A 24361-nucleotide genomic window follows, 5' to 3' on the forward strand; every position below is an offset into this window, starting at 1 on the left:
TGGTCATCTGCCGCCCCTGCATGGAGGCGGCAGATCGAGGTGCCCTATGCAATTTGATTGGTCGTATTTCTTCTCGCTGTTCTCCCTGCCAGACTTCTGGAATGCCTGTATCACGGTCGTCCAGCTCAGTGCCCTGGCCTGGTTCATTGGCATGCTGCTGGGCTTTCTCCTGGCCACGGCCAAGCTCTCCCAATCGCCCTTCCTGCGTATTCCCGCAGCGGTCTATATCTGGTTCTTCCGCAGCATCCCGTTGCTGGTGCTGGTGGTCTTCGTCTACAACTTGCCGCAATTATTTCCCGGCAGCGGCCCGATTCTGTCCAACCCCTTCTACTCCGGACTGTTGGCCCTGGTGGTCACCGAAGCGGCGTACATGGCGGAAATCCATCGTGGTGGTCTGATTTCCGTGGCCAAGGGCCAGAGGGAAGCCGGGCGCGCACTGGGTGTCGGCCTGTTCGGTATGCAGCGCTTGATCGTGATCCCCCAGGCATTTCGTATTTCGCTGCCCACCTTGATCAATGAATACATCACGGTGGTCAAGCTGACGTCGCTGGTCTCGGTCATCTCCCTGACCGAAATTCTCACGGTCGGCCAACGCCTCTATGCCACTAACTTCCTGGTCATGGAAACCCTGGCGGCGGTAGGCGTCTACTACGTGCTGATCGTCACCGTGTTCGGCTTTTTCCTGCAGCGCCTGGAGCGCTACCTGGACCTGAACTTCCGCAAGCCGCACACGCTCGACGCGGCCACCATCGCCAAGTTCAAGGCCAGCGCCGAAGCGCTACCGGACATTGCGCGCAAAGCCGCCGGCAACAACGCCACCCCAATCCTGCAACTCAAGAACATCCAGAAGAGCTACGGCACGCACAAAGTGCTGCTGGGCATCGACCTGAATGTCGAATACGGCCAGGTGGTCTCGATCATCGGCCCATCCGGTTCCGGCAAAACGTCACTGATCCGCACGGTCAACGGCCTGGAAACCATCGATACGGGCGACATTCAGTTGTTCGGCGAAACATTCATCGAAGCGTCGGACAAACCCAACAGTTCTCGTCTGCGCAAAGGCGTGCGGCAAATCGGCATGGTGTTCCAGAACTTCAACCTGTTCCCGCACCGCACCATTCTCGATAACGTCACACTGGCGCCGCGTTACCACGGCCAACCGGGCGAGCTGAGTGAACATCGCGCTTATGCGCTGCTGGACAAAGTCGGCCTGCTGGCCCACGCCCACAAGTACCCGCACCAGCTCTCCGGCGGCCAGCAACAGCGCGTGGCGATCGCCCGGGCCCTGGCGATGGAGCCGCAGATCATGCTGTTCGACGAGCCGACCTCGGCCCTCGACCCGGAACTGGTCAACGACGTGTTGAACGTGATCCGCGACCTGGCCAAAGAAGGCATGACCATGTTGATCGTGACCCACGAAATGGACTTTGCGATGTCGATCTCTGACCGGGTCGTGTTCATGGAGAACGGCAATATCCAACTGGATGCCGCACCTGAAACCATACGACGCGATGCCGAAGGAGAGAGAGTGCGACGCTTCATGGGCATCGATGCCCAATCGCCAAACCTGTCTGCAACCGTGGATCATGCATGAATAGGCCCCCCTTTCTTTGAGCTACCTTCTTGCAGGACAACACGCATGAATCTTGGAATAGCAGGACGCTGGGCGCTGGTATGCGCCGCCAGCAAAGGCCTGGGTAAAGCCTGCGCGCAGGCACTCGTCAGCGAAGGTGTGAACGTGGTGATCACCGCACGAGGCGAAGACACGCTGAATGAAACAGCCCGTCAGCTCAGAGCGATCAATCCTCAAGTGACGGTCATCGCCGTAGCCGGAGACATTTCAACGCCTGAGGGTCGGGCGGCCGCCCTCGGGGCCCACGAACATTTCGATATTTTGATCAACAACGCGGGTGGCCCTCCTCCCGGGGATTTCCGCGAATGGAATCGCGACGCCTGGGTCAAGGCGCTGGATACCAACATGCTCACCCCAATCGAGTTGATCAAGGCCACGGTAGACGGTATGGCCGCTCGCGGATTTGGCCGAATCATCAACATTACGTCGAGTGCCGTGAAGTCACCTATCGAAAGCCTGGGTTTGTCCAATGGCGCACGCAGCGGGCTGACGGGATTTGTCGCCGGGCTTGCCCGACAGGACAACATCGCCAGCCGCAATGTGACGATCAACAACCTGCAACCGGGCTCATTCGACACCGATCGGCTGCGTGGCAACCTGGTCGCTGTCGCCCAAGAGTCGGGACAAGACAGTGAGGTATTCCTTGACGAATGCCGCAGCGAAATTCCGGCGAAACGCTTCGGCTCACCCGAGGAATTCGGTGCACTTTGCGCCTTCGTTTGCAGCAGCCATGCCGGATACCTCACCGGGCAGAATCTGTTGATTGACGGCGGGGCCATTCGCTCCAGCCAGTAATCACGACAGGCACAATCGGGGCGGTGGCATCAGAGCTTTCGCCATTGCCCCCGCCTCCTCGACTTTCCAGCGCCATCCCTGGCCACAATCCTGCTCATTCTTGAAACAGCTACTAAGCTGTAACGCGCACGCGACTATTGGGTAGGCCGAGAATTGAGGGTTTCGATGATTGCAAGAAATAAAGCTGTACTGGGATTGGCGGTGTTTTTGCCGGCCATGCTTGCTCAGGCAGATGACGGCGGTATCAGCTTTTGGTTACCTGGCCAGTTCGGCGCGCTGGCCGCGGCACCCACCAAACCGGGTTGGAGTCTGCCGCTGATCTACTATCACGTCAGTGCCAGTGACGACAAAAACAATGCCATACCAAGAGGTGGGCGGACCACCTTCGGTCTGGATGCCAAGGCAGATCTGCTGTTCGCCAGCCCCACGTATACCTTTGCCGAACCGTTACTCGGGGCCCAGGCTGCGATTTCGGTGGTGGCCGCGGTTGGCCGCGACGAGGCCAGTGTCGACGTTACGCAAGTCGGGCCGCGCGGGCGCGGCTTTTCCGGTGGAACCCAAGACACCCTCAAGGGGGGAGCGACGTGTATGTGCTGGGCACGATGAAATGGAACCATGGCGTTCACAATTTCATGGCCTATAGCATGGGCAACATTCCCGTGGGTGCTTATGACCCCGATCGCCTGGTCAATATTGGCCTGGGACACTCGGCGCTGGATGCCGGTGGTGGCTACACCTACTTCGACAAAAAGAACGAGTTTTCCGCCGTGGCGGGCATGACCTACAACTGGGAAAACACCGACACCAACTATCAAAACGGCATCGACGCGCACCTGGACCTGAGTGCCTCGCACTTCATCACCGATCAGACCCAACTGGGACTTGTCGGCTACGTTTACCATCAAGTCACGGGGGACAGCGGCAGCGGCGCGACACTGGGCGATTTCAAATCCCGGGTCAGTGCCATTGGTCCTCAGGCCGGACACTTCTTCAAAGTCGGTAAAGATCTCTGGTACGCCAACCTCAAGGGTTACTACGAGTTTGACGCGAAGAATCGTCCAGAGGGCTGGAATACCTGGCTGACTCTGGTTGTTCCGCTGTCGGAATAGCCGGTGAAACCGTCGTTCAGGTCAGGGCAATCGTTTGTTGGCGCAGCAGCGCACTGCCTGATCGGGGCCGGCTTCGGACTAGAGCATTTTCTCAATACCGATCTTGTCGCTGAGCCACGCTTTGAAACTGCGCCACGCGCCGCCAGGCTCCTTATGCAAGGTATGCAGGCGGCCGTTGTCCTCAGTGACCCAGACGACTTCGCCGTTTTCCAGACGAGCCTGGTAACTCACGGCGGGCGACATGCCTTCAAACGCCAGTTCGCGTACGTAGCCGGCCAATTCAGGGCTGTCGACCAGCACCCCGACTTCTGTGTTCCAAAGCACAGAACGCGGGTCGAAATTGAAGGACCCGACAAACACCTTCTGTTTGTCCAGGATCATGGCCTTGGTGTGCAAGCTGGAGTCCGAGCCACCACTGAAGCCAAACGAAGAACCGCGACCGGGGTCATCCGCCTGTCGTCGCAACTCATAGAGCTTCACGCCGTGTTCGAGCAGGGTTTTGCGGTAAGGCGCATAGCCGCCGTGCACGGCTGGCACATCAGTGGCTTCCAGTGAGTTGGTCAACAGGCGTACATCAGCCCCGGCCTCGGCACGACCAAGGAGGTAGCGCATGCCCGACTCCTGGGGAACGAAATAGGCCGAGATCAAGATCAGCTCCTTGTCGATGCTATCCAGATCAGGTCGAAGTTGCGTGGCCATCATTAGCGCGCGGGCCGGTTCGTCATCGGCCAGCACCTTGCTCGGGGCGTCCCACATCGCTTTGCCATGGGCCCAGATCAGCTCCTTGCGCCAATGATCGAGTTGCGGGTGCGTCCGGTAGGTCATGAGGTGCTCGTACAGGGCCTTGTTTTCGATCCGTGTGCTGTCGAGCGATTGTTCCAGGCGTTGGCGGCTCTCGAGCAAGTCTTCGGGCGTTGGCTTGTTGAGCTGGAAGTCACTGATGGGATGGCTCAGGCTGCTATTCCAGTATTGATCGAAGCTGTGCCCCAACTGCTGGGCGACCGGACCGATGCAAAGCAGGTCCATGTCGGTGAAGTTGAGATCGGGCTTGGCGTCGAAATATTCATCCCCCAGGTTGCGTCCGCCAACGATGCCGGCGCTGTTGTCAGCTAGCCACAGCTTGTTGTGCATGCGCCGGTGCTGCTGCGAAAGATTAAGCAGACGGCCCATGGTTCGGGTCACAAAAGTGCTGCGCCCCAGATGCAAAGGGTTGAAGACACGGATATAGATGTTCGGGTGCACGGCCAGGGTAGCGATGACTTCTTCCTGACCGTCGCTGGCCGTGTCATCGAGCAATATGCGTATACGCACGCCACGATCGGCGGCCGCCAGTATTTCACGCACCAGGGCCCGGGTGCTCAGACCGTTATGCACGATGTAATACTGCAGATCGACGCTCTTTTGTGCGTTGCGGATCAACTCGGCGCGGGCCCGGAACGCCTCACTGCTGTTGGGCAGCAAGCGAAAACCCGAAAGTCCCTGATGCGAGGCGGCCTGAGCCAGGATCGAGCGCCCAAAAGCCGAGTCGCTGGCGGGTATCGTCTCGCTGAAGTCGTGGGGCATGTGCGTAGTGGTGCAGCCGGCGAGCAGCAGCGGGAAAAACCTGATGGGGAGGAACCGAAATATGGACAAGGGCTCGTCCTCAACCTCGACGGCTGTAGTTTTGACCTCGGAAGCCAGCAACACACGGCAATCTGCACAACTGATTCCAGTAAAGCCCGGTTCTAGCGAGGCGTGTCGAAATTTTTGAACGCCACTCCAGTTCAAAAGACTGGCGTTTGTATGCCCGCGTAAAAAAGCAGTGACTCGTGACGAGGGAGCAAGCGCCCCCACCGCCCGTTAAATGTGAACCCTCAAGTGCGGCCCACGGAGCCTGTGACGGGTAGATTGCCCAGTAATTTTAGCCCCGTACTTTTTACGAAAGCGTCATAGTCCATCGGCCTCTCAATACGGGTTTCGGCGTTGGGGAGTATGTAGGCCCAGGCCCGTTTGGACGATGCGTCGTAAACCAGCTTGAACAGGCGCGTCGGTACCCAGACCTTGTTGTCGCCAATGGTGCTATGGCCTGGGTCAAAGAGCGGGCCGGTAAAGACAAAAACATTGCCATCGGCTCGCTTGGCAAACTTCCTGACATCAGACTCAACCTTGCTCCAGATCTTCCGGTTGTTGGTTGGGTCTTGCGGCACCATGTTCGACAGCGCAAAGGATTGAGCCATTGCATTGGGGTTCGGTGCATCGGCGGCCGGGGATTGATGGCCACGGTCCACAGCCGGGTGTTGGCTACGGTAGTCACTCAACTCTGCCCGTCCACTCTTGGGAATGCGAGGATCTGGATAGAACTGGTTAGTGCGCTCCTCCCCTTTTGCATCCTGAAGCTGGGCTGCATTAAGACGCTCCACCACCACCAGCGGCGTCTTGCTGGTTTGCGAGTACAGCACCGCAAAGTTGTCGGAACACAGGGCCAAGGGGTTCATTGTTGCAGGCACGGAAGCCAGGTTGATTGGTTTGGCTGCCGGGAACAGATCTGCACAGCCATCGAACGATGCCTGTTTTTGTTTGTTTGAATAAAGGTCCAGTGCCGCGTTCTGACTGATCGAACCCGAGCGGGATACTGGGTCCTGATGCTGGGTGGGCGGCTTGAGGAGATCCAGCAGGCTGCGGGCTTCTGCCCCGGTGGAAAGCAAAACAAGGGCCGACAGCCCAACTGCAATTTTGCGTAGGTACATGCGTTAGATCTTCGAATTGGATTGAGGGGTAAACGTACGGCCAGTCCCGATTCACGGAACCCCGTAGTGGCGGTTGCTGATTATGTGGCGATGAGCATGCTTTCACTGTCCTTGGTCAAAATACCGATGCGGAACTGGTCGGCACCGAGCAGTACGACCGCTGACGTTCGTGCGGGGTTTATTGACCACCACAAATCCCATTAGTGCTGAGTAGCGTTGGCATTCTACTCGTCAGAGCACGTCGAAGATGCGATTGGAATCTCGCTCACGCTATATAGCTATTGAACTCGTGCGTACCCGCACCGGCAAAACGGGATGTCCCGCCGGCTTCGGCTGTCCAGAAACATCAGTAGATCCGTCTGTTTTTTCGACTTGGCAAAGGACTGGCGTTTTATATGCCGACGAAAAAGCGGTGATGACCTGTGGCGAGGGAGCTTGACCCCTCGCCAGCGTCTAGCTCAAGACATCGGGTACTGCATCACTGGGGGCTTAGCGAATACCAGCACCCGCCATGGACTCCGGCACCCACTGCGCCGTCGACAGCGGTTCGATGTAGTGGATACCGCCATGGGGGCCGACCACGCCATTGATGTTGTAGGTGCCAAGCGACAGGTCGTAAGTCATGAACGGGGTGGCATCCGGGACTTGCTCGTCGTAGCTCTGGCTGAGGAAAGCGAAGGAGCCACGGTAGAGCTGGCCACTGGTGTTGTACTGATCGGAGGCCACGGCGGCCCAGGTGTCTTCATCCAGGTAGAAGCGGCGTTTTTGGTAGATGTGCTTTGCACCGGGCTTGAGGTTGCCCTCCACGACGTAGACCCGGTGTTTTTCCCAGCGGACGAAGTCCGGGGAAATGTAATTGGGGGTGGTCAGCGATTTGGCATCCCGGGCATAAGTCAGTTTGTAGGTGTTGTAGGGCACGATCATTTCTTGCTTGCCCACCAGCGTCCAGTCGTACAACTCGAGCGCGCGGGCGGTGCCAGGGTTCGGTGTGTCGTAGGCCAGGATCGATATCTGTTTGACCCGGCGCTGGGCCGGCAGGTACTGCCAGGCACGACCAGGACGTTGCAACGGGTTGGTGGCGTTCTTGAGCATGACCGACTCACCGGCTCGTCGCGCGGGTCCGGTATAGGCCAGTTTCAGCTGGTAGTAGATGTCGGAGTTGTTGATCGGCTTCGACATGTTCTCGTAAATCGGGAAGGACACGAATGCCTCGCCGGAGACCGCCAGGCTTGCCACACCTGCCGAGTCGACGCTCCAGGAGTCGTACTTGGAATGGATGTTGACGCCCTGGTAGCGCAGCAGGAAATTCCACATCGCCTCGGCGCCCGATTGCGGGATCGGGAACGGCACACCGGGCAATACGTTTTCAAAGGCAATCCCACCGTTGAGGGATTTGGCGCCGGTGGCGTTCTTGCGGCTGTTTTCCAGCACGGCCTCTGGCAGCGAAGCCGTGCGGTGGGTCGGATACACATCGATGCGAAAGTTTGGATAGCGCTTGGCCAATGCGACCGTGGTAGCCGTCAGCATGCTTTTGTACTGATCAACGTTCTTGCCATCGATCACCAGCAGTGGTGTCTCATCGGCGAAGGGGTTCGGGCGCATGCTGTCACCCGTTTTGAAGCTGGCCGGGGCGGTGGTCAGGCCTCCGTTGTAGGCCGGAATGGAACCGTCGGCATTGCCAGCCTTTTCGGCGCCTACCAACGTCAGGCTGGTGCCCAGTCGGGCGGCATCCTGAGTGGATACATAGGCTTGTGCATCGATGGTCAGCGCCATCATGAGTGGCGTAGCCAGCAGACTTTTCACGAATTTCATATTGTTATTCTCCTGCCTGGCGTACCAGGCATTCGTGACGCAGGCGGTGCAGTCGCATCCATCGGTTCAAGCGGCGGTAAGTTGTACGGCCCTAATCCAGATATCGGCCCTCCATGGCTTGGCAGTTCCTACAAACAGGACTGGAAAAATCATCGCGTTGCACCGGCTAGCAGAGTGCCCGCCTCGTTACATTTGCCGTGTCACCGACCCAATCGGCTCAATCGACTTTTCAGCGCCCATTAAAAAGCCCCCGGCCCGGGAGCGCTTTTCATTTTGCGACAGTCTCTTGGCTATTCATGACAGCGCCTTTTCGAAGTCCTGCAGTCCAATGGCGTGGGACAAACCCAATCAATATCGACTTACGGTTTTTCGTTCCTTTTGACTGATTTGCAGTCGCGTGAATGCCAAAGGCATGTATCCCTCGCAGGCGACTGCGTGAAGTCTCAGCCTCCCACCTGAAACCGCGGCGCAGAGCGCTGGCTGTCATCAGTCGAATCGATGTGCGAATAGTCATAAGTGAACGATTGAGCCCGCTGCCCTTATGGTGTCGGCTTGGGCGGCAATTCAAATGTGTCGACAATGTAGTTGATTGACCTGCGGATAATCATTATATTCCGGCTCAATCACGAGATAGTGTCGACAATATCCACCGTTGCCGAAAACCTCCGATTGGCGCAGATGCAGATCTGTGCCTTCCCGATTCCGGGACAGAACACCTTTGCAGGCGCAGTTGATTGGATAGTTTCGGGTGGTCACCCTCGACAACCGAAAAACTGCACCTGCCTTTATTTTTGCGGGCGCACGCTGTTCGCTCACTCAACAACACGCGGTATGACAGGAGAAACCCAGTGCTTGAGACCTACGTACAACAATTACAAGCACGTGCCGAGCAAGGGCTTCCACCCTTGGCGCTCAACGCCGAGCAAACTGCAGGCCTTATCGAGCTGCTGAAGAATCCTCCGGCTGGCGAAGAAGCTTTCCTCGTTGACCTGATCACCCATCGCGTTCCACCTGGCGTGGACGAAGCGGCCTATGTCAAGGCCGGCTTCCTGTCCGCCCTCGCCAAAGGCGAAGCCAAATCCCCCCTGATCGACAAGAAGCGCGCTGTTGAACTGCTCGGCACCATGCAGGGCGGCTACAACATCGTCACTTTGGTCAACCTGCTGGACGACGCCGAACTGGCACCAGTAGCCGCCGAAGAACTCAAGCACACCCTGCTGATGTTCGATGCCTTCCACGACGTCGCTGAGCGCGCCAAGAACGGTAACGTTCACGCTAAAGGCGTGCTGCAGTCCTGGGCTGACGGCGAGTGGTTCAAGAACCGCCCGACCCTGGCCGACAAGATCAGCCTGCGCGTGTTCAAGGTCACCGGCGAAACCAACACCGACGACCTGTCCCCTGCTCCGGATGCCTGGTCCCGCCCGGACGTCCCGCTGCATGCCCTGGCCATGCTGAAAATGGCCCGCGACGGCATCGTCCCTGACGCCCAAGGCGTTACCGGCCCGATGAAGCAGATCGAAGAAATGCGCGGCCAAGGCTTCCCGATCGCCTACGTCGGTGACGTGGTCGGTACCGGTTCCTCGCGTAAATCGGCGACCAACTCGGTGCTGTGGTTCTTCGGCGACGACGTACCTTACGTGCCGAACAAGCGTGGCGGTGGCTTCTGCTTCGGCAACAAAATCGCTCCGATCTTCTACAACACCATGGAAGACGCCGGCGCCCTGCCAATCGAATTCGACGTGTCGAACATGCACATGGGCGACGTGATCGACCTGTACCCGCATGCGGGCAAAGTCTGCAAGCACGGCACCGACGAAGTCCTGACCACCTTCGAAATGAAGACCCCGGTGCTGTTGGACGAAGTTCGTGCTGGCGGCCGTATTCCGCTGATCATCGGCCGTGGCCTGACCGACAAGGCTCGCGCCGAACTGGGTCTGCCAGCGTTCGACCTGTTCAAACTGCCGGAAGCCCCGGCTGAAAGCACCAAGGGTTACACCCTGGCGCAGAAAATGGTCGGCAAGGCCTGCGGCGTAGCCGGTGTGCGTCCTGGCACCTACTGCGAACCGAAGATGACCACCGTAGGTTCCCAGGACACCACCGGTCCAATGACCCGTGACGAACTGAAAGACCTGGCGTGCCTGGGCTTCTCGACGGATCTGGTGATGCAGTCCTTCTGCCACACTGCGGCTTATCCAAAGCCTGTGGATGTGACGACTCACCACACCCTGCCGGATTTCATGCGTAACCGCGGCGGCGTTTCGCTCAAACCGGGCGACGGCATCATTCACAGCTGGCTGAACCGCATGCTGCTGCCGGACACCGTCGGTACCGGTGGCGATTCGCACACCCGTTTCCCGATCGGTATTTCGTTCCCGGCGGGCTCTGGATTGATTGCGTTCGCCGCCGCCACCGGCGTCATGCCGCTGGATATGCCCGAGTCAGTCCTGGTGCGTTTCAAAGGCAAGATGCAACCGGGCATCACCCTGCGTGACCTGGTTCATTCGATCCCTTACTACGCCATTAAGGCCGGTCTGCTGACCGTCGAGAAGAAAGGCAAGATCAACGCCTTCTCCGGCCGCATCCTGGAAATCGAAGGCCTGGACAACCTGACCGTGGAGCAAGCGTTCGAACTGTCCGACGCTTCCGCTGAACGTTCCGCCGCCGGCTGCACGATCAAACTCCCGGAAAAGGCCATTGCCGAGTACCTGACCTCCAACATCACCCTGCTGCGCTGGATGATCGGCGAAGGCTACGGCGACGCCCGTACCCTGGAGCGTCGTGCTCAAGCGATGGAAGCCTGGCTGGCCAAACCAGAGCTGCTGCAAGCGGACAAAGACGCTGAATACGCAGAAGTCCTCGAGATCGACCTGGCACAGATCACGCAACCGATCCTGTGCGCACCGAACGACCCTGACGACGCCCGTCTGTTGTCGTCCGCTGAAGGTCAGAAGATCGACGAAGTGTTCATCGGTTCGTGCATGACCAACATCGGTCACTTCCGCGCTGCCGGCAAGTTGCTGGAACAGGTCGATGGAGCATTGCCAACCCGTCTGTGGCTGTCACCGCCGACCAAAATGGACGCTCACCAGCTGACCGAAGAAGGCTACTACGGCATCTACGACAAGGCCGGCGCACGCATGGAAATGCCGGGTTGCTCGCTGTGCATGGGTAACCAGGCCCGCGTTGAGCCGAACAGCACCGTGGTGTCGACGTCGACCCGTAACTTCCCGAACCGTCTGGGTGACGGCGCGAACGTCTACCTGGCTTCGGCCGAGCTGGCGTCTGTTGCTTCCATCCTGGGTCGCCTGCCGACCGTCAAGGAGTACATGGAATACGCGGGCAAGATCGACAGCATGGCGGCCGATGTCTACCGCTACCTGTCCTTCGACCAGATCGCCGAGTTCCGTGAAGTCGCTGCGAACGCCAACATTCCGGTCGTTCAAGCCTAACGCTGCAACGCCATAGAAAACGCCGCCCTTCGTGAGAGGGGCGGCGTTTTTTTATGCCTTACTCTTTCTGCCCAATCATGAGATTGAGCGACTGCCCGCATCCTGCGTTTACAGATACCAGCGATATTCCCGCGCGCTGATCTCCTGCATGAACGCCAGATGGTCCTGACGTTTGTTCTCGCAATAAACATTCACGAACTCAGCCCCCAGACCTTCACGCAATTGCGGTTGATGCTGCATTGCGCGCACGGCTTCGAGCATTTCCTTTGGAAAGTCGACGCCACTGTTGCGGTCTTCGTTCAACGGCAAGATCGGTTCTTTGCCCGCGTCCAGTCCGTGTTCCAGGCCCACCAGAATCGCCGCCAATACCAGATATGGATTGGCATCGGCGCCTGCCAGACGATGTTCGATGCGCAGGTTCTTCGAGTCCGACTCAGGGATGCGCAGGCACGCATCGCGATCTTCAAAACCCCAGCTCGCTTGGGTGGCGATGTTGGTCGTGCCGCCCAAGCGTCGATAGGCATTCTGGTTCGGGGCGAAAACCGGCATGCAATGCGGCAGCAGTTCCAGGCAACCGGCCACGGCGTGACGCAACGATCGCTGTTCATTGGCCGCCAGGATGTTATTGCCGGCCGCATCGTAAAGGCTGACATGTACGTGCATGCCGCTACCCGGGTGCTGCAAGTAAGGTTTGGCCATGAAACTGGCGCGATAGCCGTGCTTGAGGGCAACACCGCGGCTGCTGCGGCAAAACAGGGCGGCCCAGTCCGCCGCGCGCAAGCCGTCGTCCAGGTGACCGAAATTGATCTCGAACTGCCCCGGCCCGAGCTCGGCGGTAATCACCGTGCTGTCGATGCCCTGGGCACGCGATGCCTCGACCATTTCATCGAGTACCGGGGCAAAACGTGACAGCCGCTCGATGTGCATATTGGGTTGATCGTCGGCATCGTCTGTCAGCCCGTCGCGGGGAAACTGCGGTAGCCCGTCGCGCAGCTTTTTATCGAACAGGTAGAACTCCAGCTCAAATGCCACGACTGGATGAATGCCTTTACCGGCGAGGCGGTCCAGAACCTGGGCCAATACCTGGCGCGGTTCGAACACGATGGGGTTTTGCGTGCCGTCCGAGGTAATCAGCATTTGCCCCAGCGGTTGGCCTTCCCAGGTCACAGGCTTGAGTGTGCCGGGTACCAGGCGACGCAGCGCATCGGGATCGCCGTCGTTGAAGCAGTAATCGCCGATCTTGAACAACCCGCCTTGCACGCCCAACAGCACACAGTTCTGCGGCAGTTTCAGCGCGCTGCCGGCCGCCACCTTTTCCAGCATGTCCACCGGATAACGCTTGCCGTAGAAATGCCCTGGAATATCCAGGGAAATCAGGTCGACATAGCGCACCTCAGGATAGCGTTGGCGAAAGGCGCGCACCTCGGCCAACAGGTCAGAGCAGGTAGCATCCATCATTGTGGGTCCTTGTCTTTTCATCAGGTGTAAACCCAAAGCACTCGCGTGAGATGCTCGGTGAGGTTGCCGTAGCGGCAACGGGTATGGCTGTCGAACTGAAAGCTGTCGCCAGCCACTAATTTGACGGGGTCCTCATCGTCGCCCAACCACAGCGTCAGCTCGCCTTCGAGCACGTAACCCCCTTGCTCGGAGCTGTCAGTCAAATGCCGGTCGCCACTGCTGGCACCGGCTTCAAGGTGACTTTCGAGCATCGAAAACGATGCGCGGATCTTTGGCGAAACCAGAATGTCGGTAATGCCGTTGGCGAAGTACAACGTACGGCGTTCGTCCGGCCGGGTGACCCATGGCAACTCCTTGGGTTTTGGCAGGCTGTAGAAGTAAGTCGTCGGCACGCCCAGGGTTTCACTGATTGCCGTCAGGTCGGCCACCGTGGGCCGTGACAGGCCACGTTCGACCTGCGACAGGAAGCCCACGGAACGGCCGATTTTGTCGGCCAGTTCCTTCAAGGTGTATTTCTTGTGCTTGCGCAGATCGTGAATAAGGATCGCCAGCGCAGCGATTTCTTCTTGCTTGTTCATGCCTGGATTTCCAGTTGATGACTCATCAAATACTGTCGCGCAGTCGATACCAGGCTTTGCCGATGGCTTCCAGCGGCGCAGCCAGGTATTTGCCGCCGGGAAAACTGCCGTTGTTCAAACCCTGGTACAAGGACAATTCATCGTCCTGGCCAAGAATCGCGTCGGACACGGCGCGGGCAGCGGCCAGTGTCGGCAGCACGCCATGCCCGGAATAGCCTTGCATCCAGTAGCGATTCCCTGACTGGCCAATGTCCGGCGTTCGTTTCAGGGTCAAGTCGATGTGCCCGCCCCAGGCGAATTCCAGGGCTACGCCTTTGAGCTGCGGGAACACCCGTTCCAGGAAGGGACGCGTGGCCCCGGCAATGTCCTTTGGCATACCGCCCAGATACGTGCAGCCGCCGCCGAACAGCAGGCGGTTGTCGGGCGTGCGCCGGAAATAATCGAGGACAAACTGGTTATCGGTGACGCAGACATTGCTCGGCAGCAGCGCGGTGGCCTGCTCGGGAGGCAAGGGCGCGGTGGCCACTTGATAAGTCCCGACCGGTAATACGCAACGGGCCAGTTTCGGGTCGAGCCGGTCCAGATACGCATTGCACGCCAGCACCAGAACGTCTGCCCGAATGGTCCCGTGTTCGGTGTTCACCCGGTAACGACCGCCCTCCTCTTGATAGCTCAATGCTTTGCTTTGTTCATGGATGCGGCCGCCCGCCTTTTCGATGGCGGTGGCCAGGCCGATGGCCAGTTTCAGCGGGTTCAGATGACCGCCCTCGGGATCATAGAGGCCGGCCTGATAGCGCTCGCTGGCGATCCATTGCGGCAACTGTTCACGGCTGATGAACCGCAAGCCATGGTGGCCCCATTTGTGGCTGGCCTCGCGCTGCCACTCGGTCAACAGCCCGACACGCCGTGGCATGACCGACGTCCACAAATGCCCCGCGCGATAATCACAATCGAAGCCATGACGAGCGGGTAATTCACGCAGCTCCTGCGCCGCCCAGCGCATGCCGTCCCACAACCGGCGTGCGCGCTCGTAACCCAACGCGGCTTCCAGCGGCGGCATGTCACACGACCAGCCGAGAATGGCCTGGCCACCATTGCGCCCGGAGGCCGCCCACGCCACTCGACTGGCTTCCAGCAGGGTCACCCGTTTGCCGGCCAAGGCCAGGCGCAACGCGGTGTGCAGCCCACTGAAGCCGGCGCCGATGATCAGGATGTCGGTGTCTTGTTCACCCCTGAGCGCAGGGCGATTGACCAAGCGATCCGCGCAACTGTGGGCGTAATAGCTGGCGACATGCTGGGTGGACTGCTGGAACATACGAGCTCTCATGAAATTATGTTTTTATAATTTCATGAAAAACTACAGTATTAATTTCATACAGGCAACTCCGCGATGACCGACTGGACATCAAGGATCGCGATTCTCTTCAGGTATTGGGGGATTTATGCCACGGGTAACCTTTCGCGCTGAGTTCAAAGGCGTAGTCGAATAAACGCTTCATGTATTCGCCATCAAAGTGATGACTGCGCAGGTGATGAAAATCGGCGCCGATGTACGCCAGATTGAAGTCCGCCCCGTCCTGCTGAGCGATTCGGTAAATCCGTTCCAGGTCACTGATCCCTTGCGTCTGGATCAATGCGCTGATGGCACGACCGCCGATACTCAACGTGCGACGCTTGGTCCCGGACCACTGGGGCTCCATTTTCCCGTTACGAATCACATAGAAATTCCGGTCATGGCGCAAACGTGCGCCGGTCACGCTGTTCAGAGCCATGACCGTGCCGGGTGGGTAAAGGAATACCTGCGTGATGACGCCGCCGTCCACGTGCATTTCCTGAAACTGTTGACCGTTCACTTCCACGTCGATCATGACGGGTGAAACGGCGCCAGGAATGCTCATCGACGCGATCAGGATCTGGCGAAACAGGTCCAGTGCGCCCGGTGCTCCACTGGAGGCGATGGCCCCCATATTCCAGGTCACGGGCCGCCCTGCATCGAGGTCGGTGGTACCGATCATCAGGAGTCGTCCATTGGCGTATTGCGCCGCAATCGCCGCCAGTATGTCAGCGGTGACGTACTGGGCGACGAGCCGCGACAGTGGCTTGCTGTCTGCAATGCCGTCGCTGGCAAGCCGGGTCAGCACATTGCGCGAATGGAAAACGTCTTTGGGACCGATGGCGCTGCAGATGCGCAGAATGATGTCGTCGTATTGAGGCCCCAGAAAAGCGAACGGAGCCACCAGGGCGCCAGCGCTGATGCCCGTGACCACTTTGAACAGTGGGCGCGTCCCATTCAACGTCCATCCCGCGATGATCCCTGCCGCAAACGTGCCGGCGTCACCACCGCCGGAAACCGCCAGCATGTTGGCCACCGGCAGGACGTCATTCGGCACTCCCGCCCTGGCGAGCGCCTCAGCCTCGCGATGGTTGGCCTGATTCACGTCCCGAATGAGCGGAGCGAAATCCCGGTCCAGCCAGTAACGCGCCTGTGCGATGCCGGGGACGACCGCCAGTTCCGTCAAAGTCGGCGGCACGGCTTCCCGGCGTTGCAGACACGCTTGGCGCAACATGTTCCACGTTGACGCACCCGGTCCGGGCAGGAATGGTTTCAAAACGCCTCCTCCGGCCGCCGTTGCTGATAGATCACATGAGCATTGCGACGGGCATTACGCGTAACGGATGTCGCTGAGGCCGATTGCCGCCACGGTGAACAAGAACGGCATCGTCAGGTAGGACCACAGCGCGTAACCATTGAAGTACGCGCGGTGCAGTGGATCCCAAGGGGTATTTTCTTCGTGGTCTTGAAAGGATTCCCGGGGGGCTGAGCGCTCGGCAACGAGCGTCCCGTCGGCGTGGCGCGCTGTCCTGCGTCAGCCCTTTCTTTGCCCATAACGCACCACCTGTCACGAGGGTGGTGCGTACTTTGCTGAAGCTGTTCCAGCGATCGAGCCCCCCATGAGCGGTCAACACCCGCTCGAGGAGCTCATGACTCTGCGTGTTCATGGTTACGGATTTGCTCCGTCCTCCGGCCGATCCTGAACCCACTGCCAGAATAGTTGATAGCCGACCGCAAGCACCACTGGCCCGATGAACAGTCCAAGGATGCCGCTGGTGACCATGCCGCCTAACGCGCCGATCAACACGACCGGCATTGGCACATCCACGCCTCGCCCCAGCAACAGCGGTTTGAGAACGTTGTCCACCAGACCGGCAACGAACACAAAGACCGAGAAGATGATGGTCCTCGTGTTGGGCCCCTCGGTCGCCATCACGTAGACAATCACCGGCAGCGTAATCAGCGTGGCTGGTAACTGCATGATGCCGAGCAGCAACACAAAGATCGCAAGAATACCTGCGCCCGGGATGCCTTTGAGCACGAAGCCGATACCCACCAGCAGCATCTGAATGAACGCGATGCCGACCACGCCGAGCGCAACGGCACGGATGGTTGCGGTGCACAGTTCGGCGATTTTCGGCCCCTTGTCAGGACCGCTGACGCGAGACGCAATCTCTACCGCGGCGCGGGTGCCGGCCTCTCCATGGGCCATGAAAATACCGGCGATGATCAGGGCGACAATGAACATCAGCAAACCCGCCCCGACGCCGGCAATCTTGGTCAACAAGCCGACGCTGACGCCTTTTATCTGCGGCAGGTACTTCGCTATCAGGTCGGGAAGGTCATAGGAGGCCTGCAGCCATATCGACGAGAGCGATTTACCCACCAGTGGCCACGTCGCGACCGACTCGGGCGGCGGCGGGATCTGGAAGGTTCCCTCCTTCACCAGGTCGATGACGTTTCCGACCGACGAACCAATCGAAGTGCCCAACAGATAGACCGGTACCACCAGAATAGCGATGGCAATCAGCACAATGATCGTTGCAGCACGCCCCTCGCTGCGTCCCCGCGACCCCATCAGTCGCAGTTGCAACGGGTAGAGCGTGATTGCCAGGATCACCGACCACAGCATCAAGTCGCGAAACGGTTGGAATATCTCGAAGCAAAACAGCACCAGAACAACAATCAACCCGGCACGAATCAGTACATCGAGCATGCTGCGGGTCAACGATTTCTCGGACAGAGGTGTGGGCACCATGGATGCCTCCTTGCTGATAGCTGCAAAGGTAGGGGAACGGTTAGGGCAGCATAGACGGAGTTTTGACAGTACGACGGCAACAATGCGTGCTGTATCGCTATACCTCGAAAAAAAATCCACACACAGCACATCGACTCAATATCCGAGCCTGAATCTTCGCGACCATGGCCTCCTCACTCACCCGTAAGGACATCATCATGGCCATTGCAAAAGCAGTCCCCGGCAAAACCCTGCTGACCCCGACCGACCACACCCTGATCATGATCGACCATCAATCGCAGATGTCCTTTGCGACCAAGTCGATCGATGCCGTGACCCTGCGCAACAACGCCGCGCTGGTGGCCAAGGCGGCCCGTGGTTTCAAGGTCTCGACCATCCTTACCACCGTGGCCGAGAAGAGCTTTTCAGGCCCGATCTTCGACGAAATCAAGTCGGTATTCCCGGAACACAACGTGATCGACCGTACCAGCATGAACACCTGGGAAGACGAGCGCATTGCGGTTGAAGTCAACAAAATCGGCAAACAGAAAATCGTCCTCGCCGGTCTCTGGACGTCCGTTTGCATCGTTGGCCCGGCACTGTCGGCCATCGACCAGGGTTTCGAGGTGTACGTAATCGCCGATGCCTGTGGTGACGTCACCACCGAAGCGCACGAAATGGCCATGCAACGCATGATCCAGATCGGTGCCCGGCCGATGACTTCGCTGCAATACCTGCTTGAATTGCAGCGTGACTGGGCGCGCGGCGAAACTTACGACGAAACCGTAAAAACCTCGATTGCCAACGGCGGCGCCTACGGTCTGGGCCTGATCTACGCCAAGAGCATGTTCGGCGCTTCGGAAGCCCACTAAGCAAAAAATAGCGACTCCGTACGCGCGGAGTCGCTATCAGGTGGCCATTGAACCATGACGTTTTTTTCGAAAAAAGCCGCTTTCTGCTTATCTCTGATGTGCGCTGGCACCGTCGCAACGGCGCGGGCTGATGAGTCGGATCAAAACCCGCAAGGATTTCTGGAGGGGGCAACGCTGAATGTGCTCAGCCGCAACTTCTACCTCAACAGTGACTACCGGTCGCCTTCACCATCGGGCAAAAGCTACAAGGCCGAGTGGGCGCAAGGCTTCATTGGCGCTTTCGAGTCTGGCTTCACGCCCGGTACCGTTGGGTTCGGCCTCGATAGCCACGCTTTTTTGGGGCTGAAGCTCGACAGTGGCAAAGGTCATTCCGGCACCGGATTGCTGCCGGTGGGCAGCGATGGGCGCAGTGAGGACAACTACTCCAGTGGTGGCGGCGCGCTGAAAGTCAGGGCCTCCAGGACCACCTTGGCGTTCGGCGAAATGATGGTCGAAGCCCCGGTGTTCGACACCGCCGACAAACGCCTGCAGCCAGAGTACGCCACGGGGTTTCTGCTCAATAGTCGCGAAATTGATGGCATGAACCTGCAGGCAGGCCACTTCACGGCATTCAAGAATCAGGACAGCGCTTCGGGCAAGGGCAATTTTTCCGGTTACGGGGCTAACACCGACGCCGGAGGCATTTCGTTTGCCGGTGCCGACCTGTTCACCCAAAGCCCTGTCGGCGGCGCGCTCTATGCTTCAACACTGACCGACACCTGGCATCAGTACTACGCCAATGTGCATCTGAAACAGCCGGGAGTGTCCGTCGACGCCAATCTCTACCACACGCGGGACACGGGCGAGGCACTGGCCGGCGCCATCGACAACACCGCGTTCAGCCTGTCGGGCAAGTACACCGTCGATGCCCATGGCTTCACGCTGGCCTACCAGAAAGTCAACGGTGACACCCCGTTCGACTTCGTCGGTGGCGATTCCATCTACCTGGCCAACTCGATCAAGTACGCCGACTTCAACGGCGCCCACGAACAATCCTGGCAAGCCCGCTACGACCTCGACCTGAGCACCTATGGCATTCCCGGTCTGGCCTTCATGACGCGGTACGTCAAAGGCAGCCAGATCGACGGCACCCACGCGCCCAAGGGCGGCGCCTATAACCCGTTCGACGCGGAGACCGGCACTTATGTCCCACAACAAGGCGATGGCGGACGTCATTGGGAGCGCGACATCGACGTGCGCTACATCGTGCAGTCCGGGGCGGCCAAGGGCTTGTCGCTGCAACTGTCGCACGTGTCTCATCGCGCCAATACCGCCCAGGCGGGCGATGACATCGACCGGGTTTACGTGGTCATCCAGTACCCGCTGAATCTCGGGCCGCTGTGAGACAAAGATTGGCGGAAGGCAGCCGGAGTCGAACCTGCCCGGGAACGGATGCCGTCCCCAACCGGGTTTGAAGCCCGGCCGCGCCACCGGGCGCGATTGCCTTCCTGGAAATCAGTCCTCGGGTTGTCGGGGCTCTGGTTGTCGGAGCTCTGGTTCTCGGGCTAACGCACTGTCGGGACGGATCTGGCGTTTGTCGCCCATGCGCCGGGTCAGGCCAATACGGTCGAAGTATTCCAGAATCTGAATGCTGCGCTTGCGCCCCAGGCCCACTGCATCGCGAAACGCCGCGACCTGAATCACCGGATCAAGCTCGGCCATCTGCAACAGCATAGCCGCCAACCGACGGATCATCGCGTCGGTGTAGAACAGGTCCCGCACCACCTGATGCAGCAGTCCCAGGCGCGCCATTTTGCGTAGCAGCAAGCGCACGGTCGCCTCGTCATGTCCCAGATGGCGCACCCACGGCGGATCGAAACCGGCCTGCTCGAACAGCGGCTGCAAGCGCTGCCACAGGGCTTCGTCGTCGTCGCTCAAGCGCACTTGATGAGCCGGTAAATGCAGCCACGGACCGCTGGTGACAATAGCGCCACCGGCCAGCAATTCGTCGAGCAGGCAGATGAACGTCGGGCGCTCCAGCACGGAGGCGGCAAACCGACGCAGGCGATCCCGGTCCGGGCCCATCTGGTCCGGTTCCAATTGATGGAAGCGTGCGAGGTGTTCCAGCAGGGGGCTTTCAACGCTTCCCAGCGCGCCGAACTGAACAGCAATGGACCTTGGCGGGTCTCGATCAGGCGCACATCATCGGGCAATTGCCACGTCGCGCGTGGACGGTTGAATTGACGTTCCAGTTGCCGGGGATCGAGGCCCGTGTCGCTGTGGGCCAACAACGCCGGCAAGACCGCTTCCAGATTGTCACCGATGTCGAGGGCTTGCAGTTGCGCCAGCCGTTCGGGGCTGCGACGGTGCCGGGACGGGGCAAACGGGTCGAGCACCCGGCCTCCGCCGAGGGTGCGTTGGGCACTCTGGTCCCGCAGTATCACAGGGTCGTCCTTGACTGCGTGCACGGGGGCATTCAACAAGACCTGCGCAAATATCCGCCCGCCCGGCACCAGGCTGGCACCCTCCAGCAGCGCCACCCGCCCGGTTACGTCCTGAGTGCCCAGGTGAACATGCACCGGCTGAAAATGCTCGAAGGCTTTGGCTTCGCTGGCCAGCAAACGCAGGTCGATGTCGAGGCGTTGAGTCGGCGCATACAACCACTCGGCCAGCAACCAATGACCACGGTGGATCTGATCCAGTGCCAATCGCTCGGCACTCAAGTTCAGTGCGACGCGTTGACCGGCCATCGCTGTGTCTGCTGCCTGGTTTTGCGCATGCAGACCGCGCACGCGTACGGGCTTGCCCTGCGGGCTCAGCACCAGGGTGTCGCCCACCGCCACGTGCCCGGACAACGCGGTGCCCGTCACCACGATCCCGGCACCGGCGACACTAAAAGCCCGATCAATCGCCAGGCGAAAACCGCCGCTGGTGCTGCGTTGGCGCACTTCACGCTGAGCGTCGAGCAAAACCTGGCGCAGTGCCTCGACACCTTCCCCGGTGGCACTCGACAGGGCGATCTGCGGCGCGTTTGCATAAGGGCCCGATGCCAGCAACGCCTGGATCTGCCCGCGCACGATGGACACCCTGGCCGGTTCGACCCGGTCGCACTTGGTGATTGCTACCAATGCCCGAGGAATGTTCAGCAGTTCCACAATCGCCAGATGTTCGCGAGTTTGCGGCATCACCCCGTCATCCGCGGCGACCACCAGCAGCACCAGATCAATGCCTTGCGCCCCGGCTAACATGTTGTGGGTGAAACGCTCGTGACCGGGCACGTCGATAAACCCGGTCAACCCGGCGCCCGGTTCCAGCGCGGCGTAGAGGTAGCCGAGGTCGATGGTCATGCCGCGCTCGCGTTCTTCCCGGCGACGGTCGCCGGCCTGCCCGGTCAACGCCTGGAGCAAAGACGTCTTGCCATGATCGATATGCCCTGCCGTGCCGACGATCACCCTGCCCGCCCCTCGACTGACAATTGATCGAGTTGCGCCAGCCAAGCCGCTTCGTCATCCAGTTGGCGCAGGTCCAGCCACAGCGCGTCGTCGTCGATTCGGCCCAGCACCGGGATAGACAACTGACGCAACGCAGCTTCCAGCCCCAGCAATTGCCGGCCGCGCAGACGCTTGGACACGTTGGGCCGCAGGCATAACGCAGCGCTCGGCAAGCGCGCCACCGGTTGGCTGCCACTGCCGATCATGCCCAGTGCCGGCATCGCGCTGACACTCCAGCCGTCACCCAATACCTGAGCCAGCGAAGGTTGCAGCCGTTGTGCTTGCGCGAGGATGTCGGCTTGGGGTCGTGTCAGCAGCCGCAGGCTCGGCAGACGTTCGGCCAGCCGCTCGGGATCGCGGTACAAACCCAACACCGCTTCGAGCGCGGCCAGGGTCAGTTTGTCGACGCGCAGCGCACGTTTGAGCGGGTTTTTCTTGATCTTGGCGATCAGGTCCTTGCGCCCGACAATCAACCCGGCCTGCGGTCCACCGAGCAATTTGTCGCCACTGAAGGTCACGATATCTGCGCCATCGAGCATAGCCTGGCGCACCGTCGGTTCGGCGGGCAGGCCCCAGCGGGTCAGGTCCAGCAGGCTGCCGCTGCCGAGGTCTTCGAGCAGCGGCAACCCATGGTTGTGCGCCAATTGCGCGAGCTCGGCGGTCGGCACCCGTGCGGTGAATCCTTCGATGGCGTAATTGCTCGCATGCACGCGCATCACCAGACCACTGCGCGGGCCGATGGCGGCTTCGTAATCACGGGCATGGGTGCGGTTGGTGGTGCCGACTTCATGCAAGCGCACCCCGGCCCGCGCCATGATGTCGGGAATGCGGAACGCACCGCCGATTTCGATCAGTTCGCCCCGGGAAATAATCCCTTCCTTGCGCGCCCCCAGGCTGTTGAGCGTCAGCAGCACGGCCGCCGCGTTGTTGTTGACCACCGTCACCGCTTCGGCGCCGGTCAATTCGCGGATCAACCCTTCGATCAGGTCGTCACGGTCACCGCGTTTGCCGCTGTTCAGATCAAATTCGAGATTGAGCGGATAGCGTGCGGCCATTTGCACCGCTTCAATGGCGACTTCAGGCAGCAATGCCCGCCCGAGGTTGGTGTGCAGCACGGTGCCGGTCAGGTTGAACACCCGGCGCACATGACTTTGGTGTTGTTGCGCCAAGCGCTCAGCCCGCCCGCCCCGCCAAGACCTGCGGGCTGATTTCCAGGGCATCGAGTTGGCCCGTCAGGACCGGTTCGCGCAAGTCATCGAGCAATTGCCGCAGGCTCGCCAGCAGCGCGTCCCGGCCATAGCGCTCGGCCAGCGGCTGGCAGGCGGGATGACGCAACAAACTGTCGATGGAAGACAGCCGCAAGGTTTGGCTGGCGGACGTTGAAGACATCGAGGCGCTCCCGAAAACGATTGACCGTCGCGCCTGAGTGTAGCCGCTGAGCTCAAGTGAAGCGTTCAGTCACCCCCCGGGGCCAGCAGCAAATTGGGCGCCGGACGCGAGTAGCCTTCCTGTTCCAGGCGCATGTCGAGCATCAGGCTGGCCAGGTCTGCCGACAGCGCTTCCGCCTCGGCGTCGTTTTCCAGGTACAGCAACTTCAAATAGCTGCGACAACCTGGGCAGGTTTTCGGCACGCAGCGGTGCCTGATTGGCCGCGTGGCGGTCGTCATCGAGGCTGACGTAATCCAGGCCTTTGCTTTGCTCGCAATACACGCATTTGACCCGCACCACATGCCATTCACAGGCGCACAACGAGCACACCAGATAGCGCAAACCGTTGTGTTTGCCTCGGTGACGGATCACCCCCGCCATCGCTGGCGACCCGCAGGCCGGGCATTGATTGAGGGCGTCACCGGGTTTCAGATCCAGCCCCGGCGTGTTCAGCAACCAGTGACTCCAGGCCGCTTGCAGCGCAGCTCCAGAAACGGCACCAGCGCGGCCGGCAGCAGCGTGAACTGGCCGCTGACCAAGGCCACCGCCCAGGCCTTGAGTTGCCCGTCGCGGGTGTTGCGCAATGTCGTCAGGGCTTTTTCGACGGCGGGTTGTGGCGGTGGTTGGTAGCGCTGCAGCAACGCTTCGAGGTACGGCAACCAATGGCCCTCGCGTACCAGACTGTCGGCGGCAAGCGGTGGCAAGCCGTGCGCCTGGCAGACCTTGATTCGTTCGGGATCAGGCGGTGTTGTGACCGGCGGATCGTCCATCAAGCGCTGCTGCACATGACACACACCGGCCACCAGCCGCAGGTAATCCGCCAGTGGATGCCCTTCGGCCAGGCGCTCCAGGCGTAAGGCGCGCAAGGTGAACAGGTTGTGCGGCGGCCTATACAGAAACGGCGGTGAACTCGCCGCCGCTTCAATCTCTCCAGGCTCAAGAATCGTCGCCAAGGGCTTAT

General features: G+C 59.9%; 15 protein-coding genes, 1 tRNA gene and 3 pseudogenes. 7 read left to right on the forward strand and 12 right to left on the reverse strand.

Annotated elements, in window-relative coordinates:
- Positions 1 to 46: 46 nt before the first annotated feature.
- The 4 genes from AB4N76_RS29005 (at position 47) to AB4N76_RS29020 (ending at position 3537) form a co-directional block, all read left to right on the forward strand.
- Positions 47 to 1594 carry an amino acid ABC transporter permease/ATP-binding protein gene (locus tag AB4N76_RS29005; RefSeq protein ID WP_046027163.1) on the forward strand — a complete coding sequence of 516 codons (1548 nt, stop codon included), beginning with the start codon at positions 47 to 49 and terminating at the stop codon, positions 1592 to 1594.
- Between the two features lie 45 nt (positions 1595 to 1639).
- Complete coding sequence (locus AB4N76_RS29010; protein ID WP_077430136.1) at positions 1640 to 2428, forward strand: SDR family oxidoreductase; 789 nt, start codon at positions 1640 to 1642, stop codon at positions 2426 to 2428.
- A 165-nt stretch (positions 2429 to 2593) separates the two neighbouring features.
- The gene (locus AB4N76_RS29015; protein WP_460163897.1) at positions 2594 to 3034 is read left to right on the forward strand and encodes a transporter family protein; all 441 of its coding nucleotides are present in this window, start codon (positions 2594 to 2596) and stop codon (positions 3032 to 3034) included.
- Positions 3031 to 3537, forward strand: coding sequence for a SphA family protein (locus AB4N76_RS29020; RefSeq protein WP_460163898.1), 507 nt, complete (start codon positions 3031 to 3033; stop codon positions 3535 to 3537). Before AB4N76_RS29015 ends, AB4N76_RS29020 begins: the two co-directional genes overlap by 4 nt.
- A gap of 78 nt (positions 3538 to 3615) precedes the next feature.
- Here AB4N76_RS29020 and AB4N76_RS29025 read toward each other — a convergent pair whose 3' ends face one another.
- The 3 genes from AB4N76_RS29025 to AB4N76_RS29035 all read right to left on the reverse strand — a co-directional run bounded on the left by AB4N76_RS29025 (position 3616) and on the right by AB4N76_RS29035 (position 8075).
- The gene (locus tag AB4N76_RS29025; RefSeq protein WP_046027836.1) at positions 3616 to 5163 is read right to left on the reverse strand and encodes a phospholipase D family protein; all 1548 of its coding nucleotides are present in this window, start codon (positions 5161 to 5163) and stop codon (positions 3616 to 3618) included.
- Positions 5164 to 5390: 227 nt separating this feature from the next.
- Entirely contained in the window at positions 5391 to 6263 is an 873-nt protein-coding gene (locus tag AB4N76_RS29030; protein ID WP_077430135.1) for a DNA/RNA non-specific endonuclease, read from the reverse strand.
- 489 nt (positions 6264 to 6752) lie between these two features.
- Complete coding sequence (locus AB4N76_RS29035) at positions 6753 to 8075, reverse strand: DUF1329 domain-containing protein (protein ID WP_077430134.1); 1323 nt, start codon at positions 8073 to 8075, stop codon at positions 6753 to 6755.
- A gap of 848 nt (positions 8076 to 8923) precedes the next feature.
- Here AB4N76_RS29035 and acnB point away from each other — a divergent pair.
- On the forward strand, positions 8924 to 11524 hold the full coding sequence (acnB, locus tag AB4N76_RS29040; protein WP_460163899.1) for a bifunctional aconitate hydratase 2/2-methylisocitrate dehydratase: 2601 nt from the start codon (positions 8924 to 8926) through the stop codon (positions 11522 to 11524).
- A 108-nt stretch (positions 11525 to 11632) separates the two neighbouring features.
- Here acnB and AB4N76_RS29045 read toward each other — a convergent pair whose 3' ends face one another.
- From AB4N76_RS29045 to AB4N76_RS29065, 5 genes are all read right to left on the reverse strand, one after another.
- Positions 11633 to 12979: a glutamine synthetase family protein gene (locus AB4N76_RS29045; RefSeq protein WP_046033186.1), complete on the reverse strand. Its 1347-nt coding sequence runs from the start codon at positions 12977 to 12979 to the stop codon at positions 11633 to 11635.
- 23 nt (positions 12980 to 13002) lie between these two features.
- A complete protein-coding gene (locus AB4N76_RS29050) occupies positions 13003 to 13560 on the reverse strand; it encodes a helix-turn-helix domain-containing protein (RefSeq protein WP_046033185.1) in 558 nt (185 codons plus the stop codon).
- 25 nt (positions 13561 to 13585) lie between these two features.
- Positions 13586 to 14875, reverse strand: coding sequence for an NAD(P)/FAD-dependent oxidoreductase (locus AB4N76_RS29055; protein WP_460163900.1), 1290 nt, complete (start codon positions 14873 to 14875; stop codon positions 13586 to 13588).
- Between the two features lie 109 nt (positions 14876 to 14984).
- The gene (locus AB4N76_RS29060) at positions 14985 to 16169 is read right to left on the reverse strand and encodes a patatin-like phospholipase family protein (protein WP_460163901.1); all 1185 of its coding nucleotides are present in this window, start codon (positions 16167 to 16169) and stop codon (positions 14985 to 14987) included.
- A 393-nt stretch (positions 16170 to 16562) separates the two neighbouring features.
- Positions 16563 to 17651 carry an AI-2E family transporter gene (locus tag AB4N76_RS29065; RefSeq protein WP_046033182.1) on the reverse strand — a complete coding sequence of 363 codons (1089 nt, stop codon included), beginning with the start codon at positions 17649 to 17651 and terminating at the stop codon, positions 16563 to 16565.
- 197 nt (positions 17652 to 17848) lie between these two features.
- Between AB4N76_RS29065 and AB4N76_RS29070 the strand changes: the two genes are divergently transcribed.
- Positions 17849 to 18502 (forward strand): hydrolase, encoded by a 654-nt coding sequence (locus AB4N76_RS29070; protein WP_046033181.1) that lies wholly within the window; start codon positions 17849 to 17851, stop codon positions 18500 to 18502.
- Between the two features lie 54 nt (positions 18503 to 18556).
- Positions 18557 to 19885 carry an OprD family porin gene (locus AB4N76_RS29075; protein WP_077432152.1) on the forward strand — a complete coding sequence of 443 codons (1329 nt, stop codon included), beginning with the start codon at positions 18557 to 18559 and terminating at the stop codon, positions 19883 to 19885.
- 9 nt (positions 19886 to 19894) lie between these two features.
- On the opposite strand, the gene AB4N76_RS29080 is transcribed toward AB4N76_RS29075, so the two are convergent.
- The 4 genes and pseudogenes from AB4N76_RS29080 to fdhE form a co-directional block, all read right to left on the reverse strand.
- Positions 19895 to 19990: transfer RNA gene (locus tag AB4N76_RS29080), tRNA-Sec, on the reverse strand.
- A gap of 6 nt (positions 19991 to 19996) precedes the next feature.
- Positions 19997 to 21933: pseudogene (selB, locus tag AB4N76_RS29085) on the reverse strand (selenocysteine-specific translation elongation factor).
- Positions 21930 to 23361, reverse strand: a pseudogene (gene selA / locus AB4N76_RS29090) (L-seryl-tRNA(Sec) selenium transferase). Before selA ends, selB begins: the two co-directional pseudogenes overlap by 4 nt.
- Before the next feature lie 65 nt (positions 23362 to 23426).
- Positions 23427 to 24353 (reverse strand): annotated as a pseudogene (gene fdhE, locus AB4N76_RS29095) (formate dehydrogenase accessory protein FdhE).
- Positions 24354 to 24361: the final 8 nt, after the last annotated feature.

The organism is Pseudomonas sp. S2_F03, from assembly GCF_054668335.1.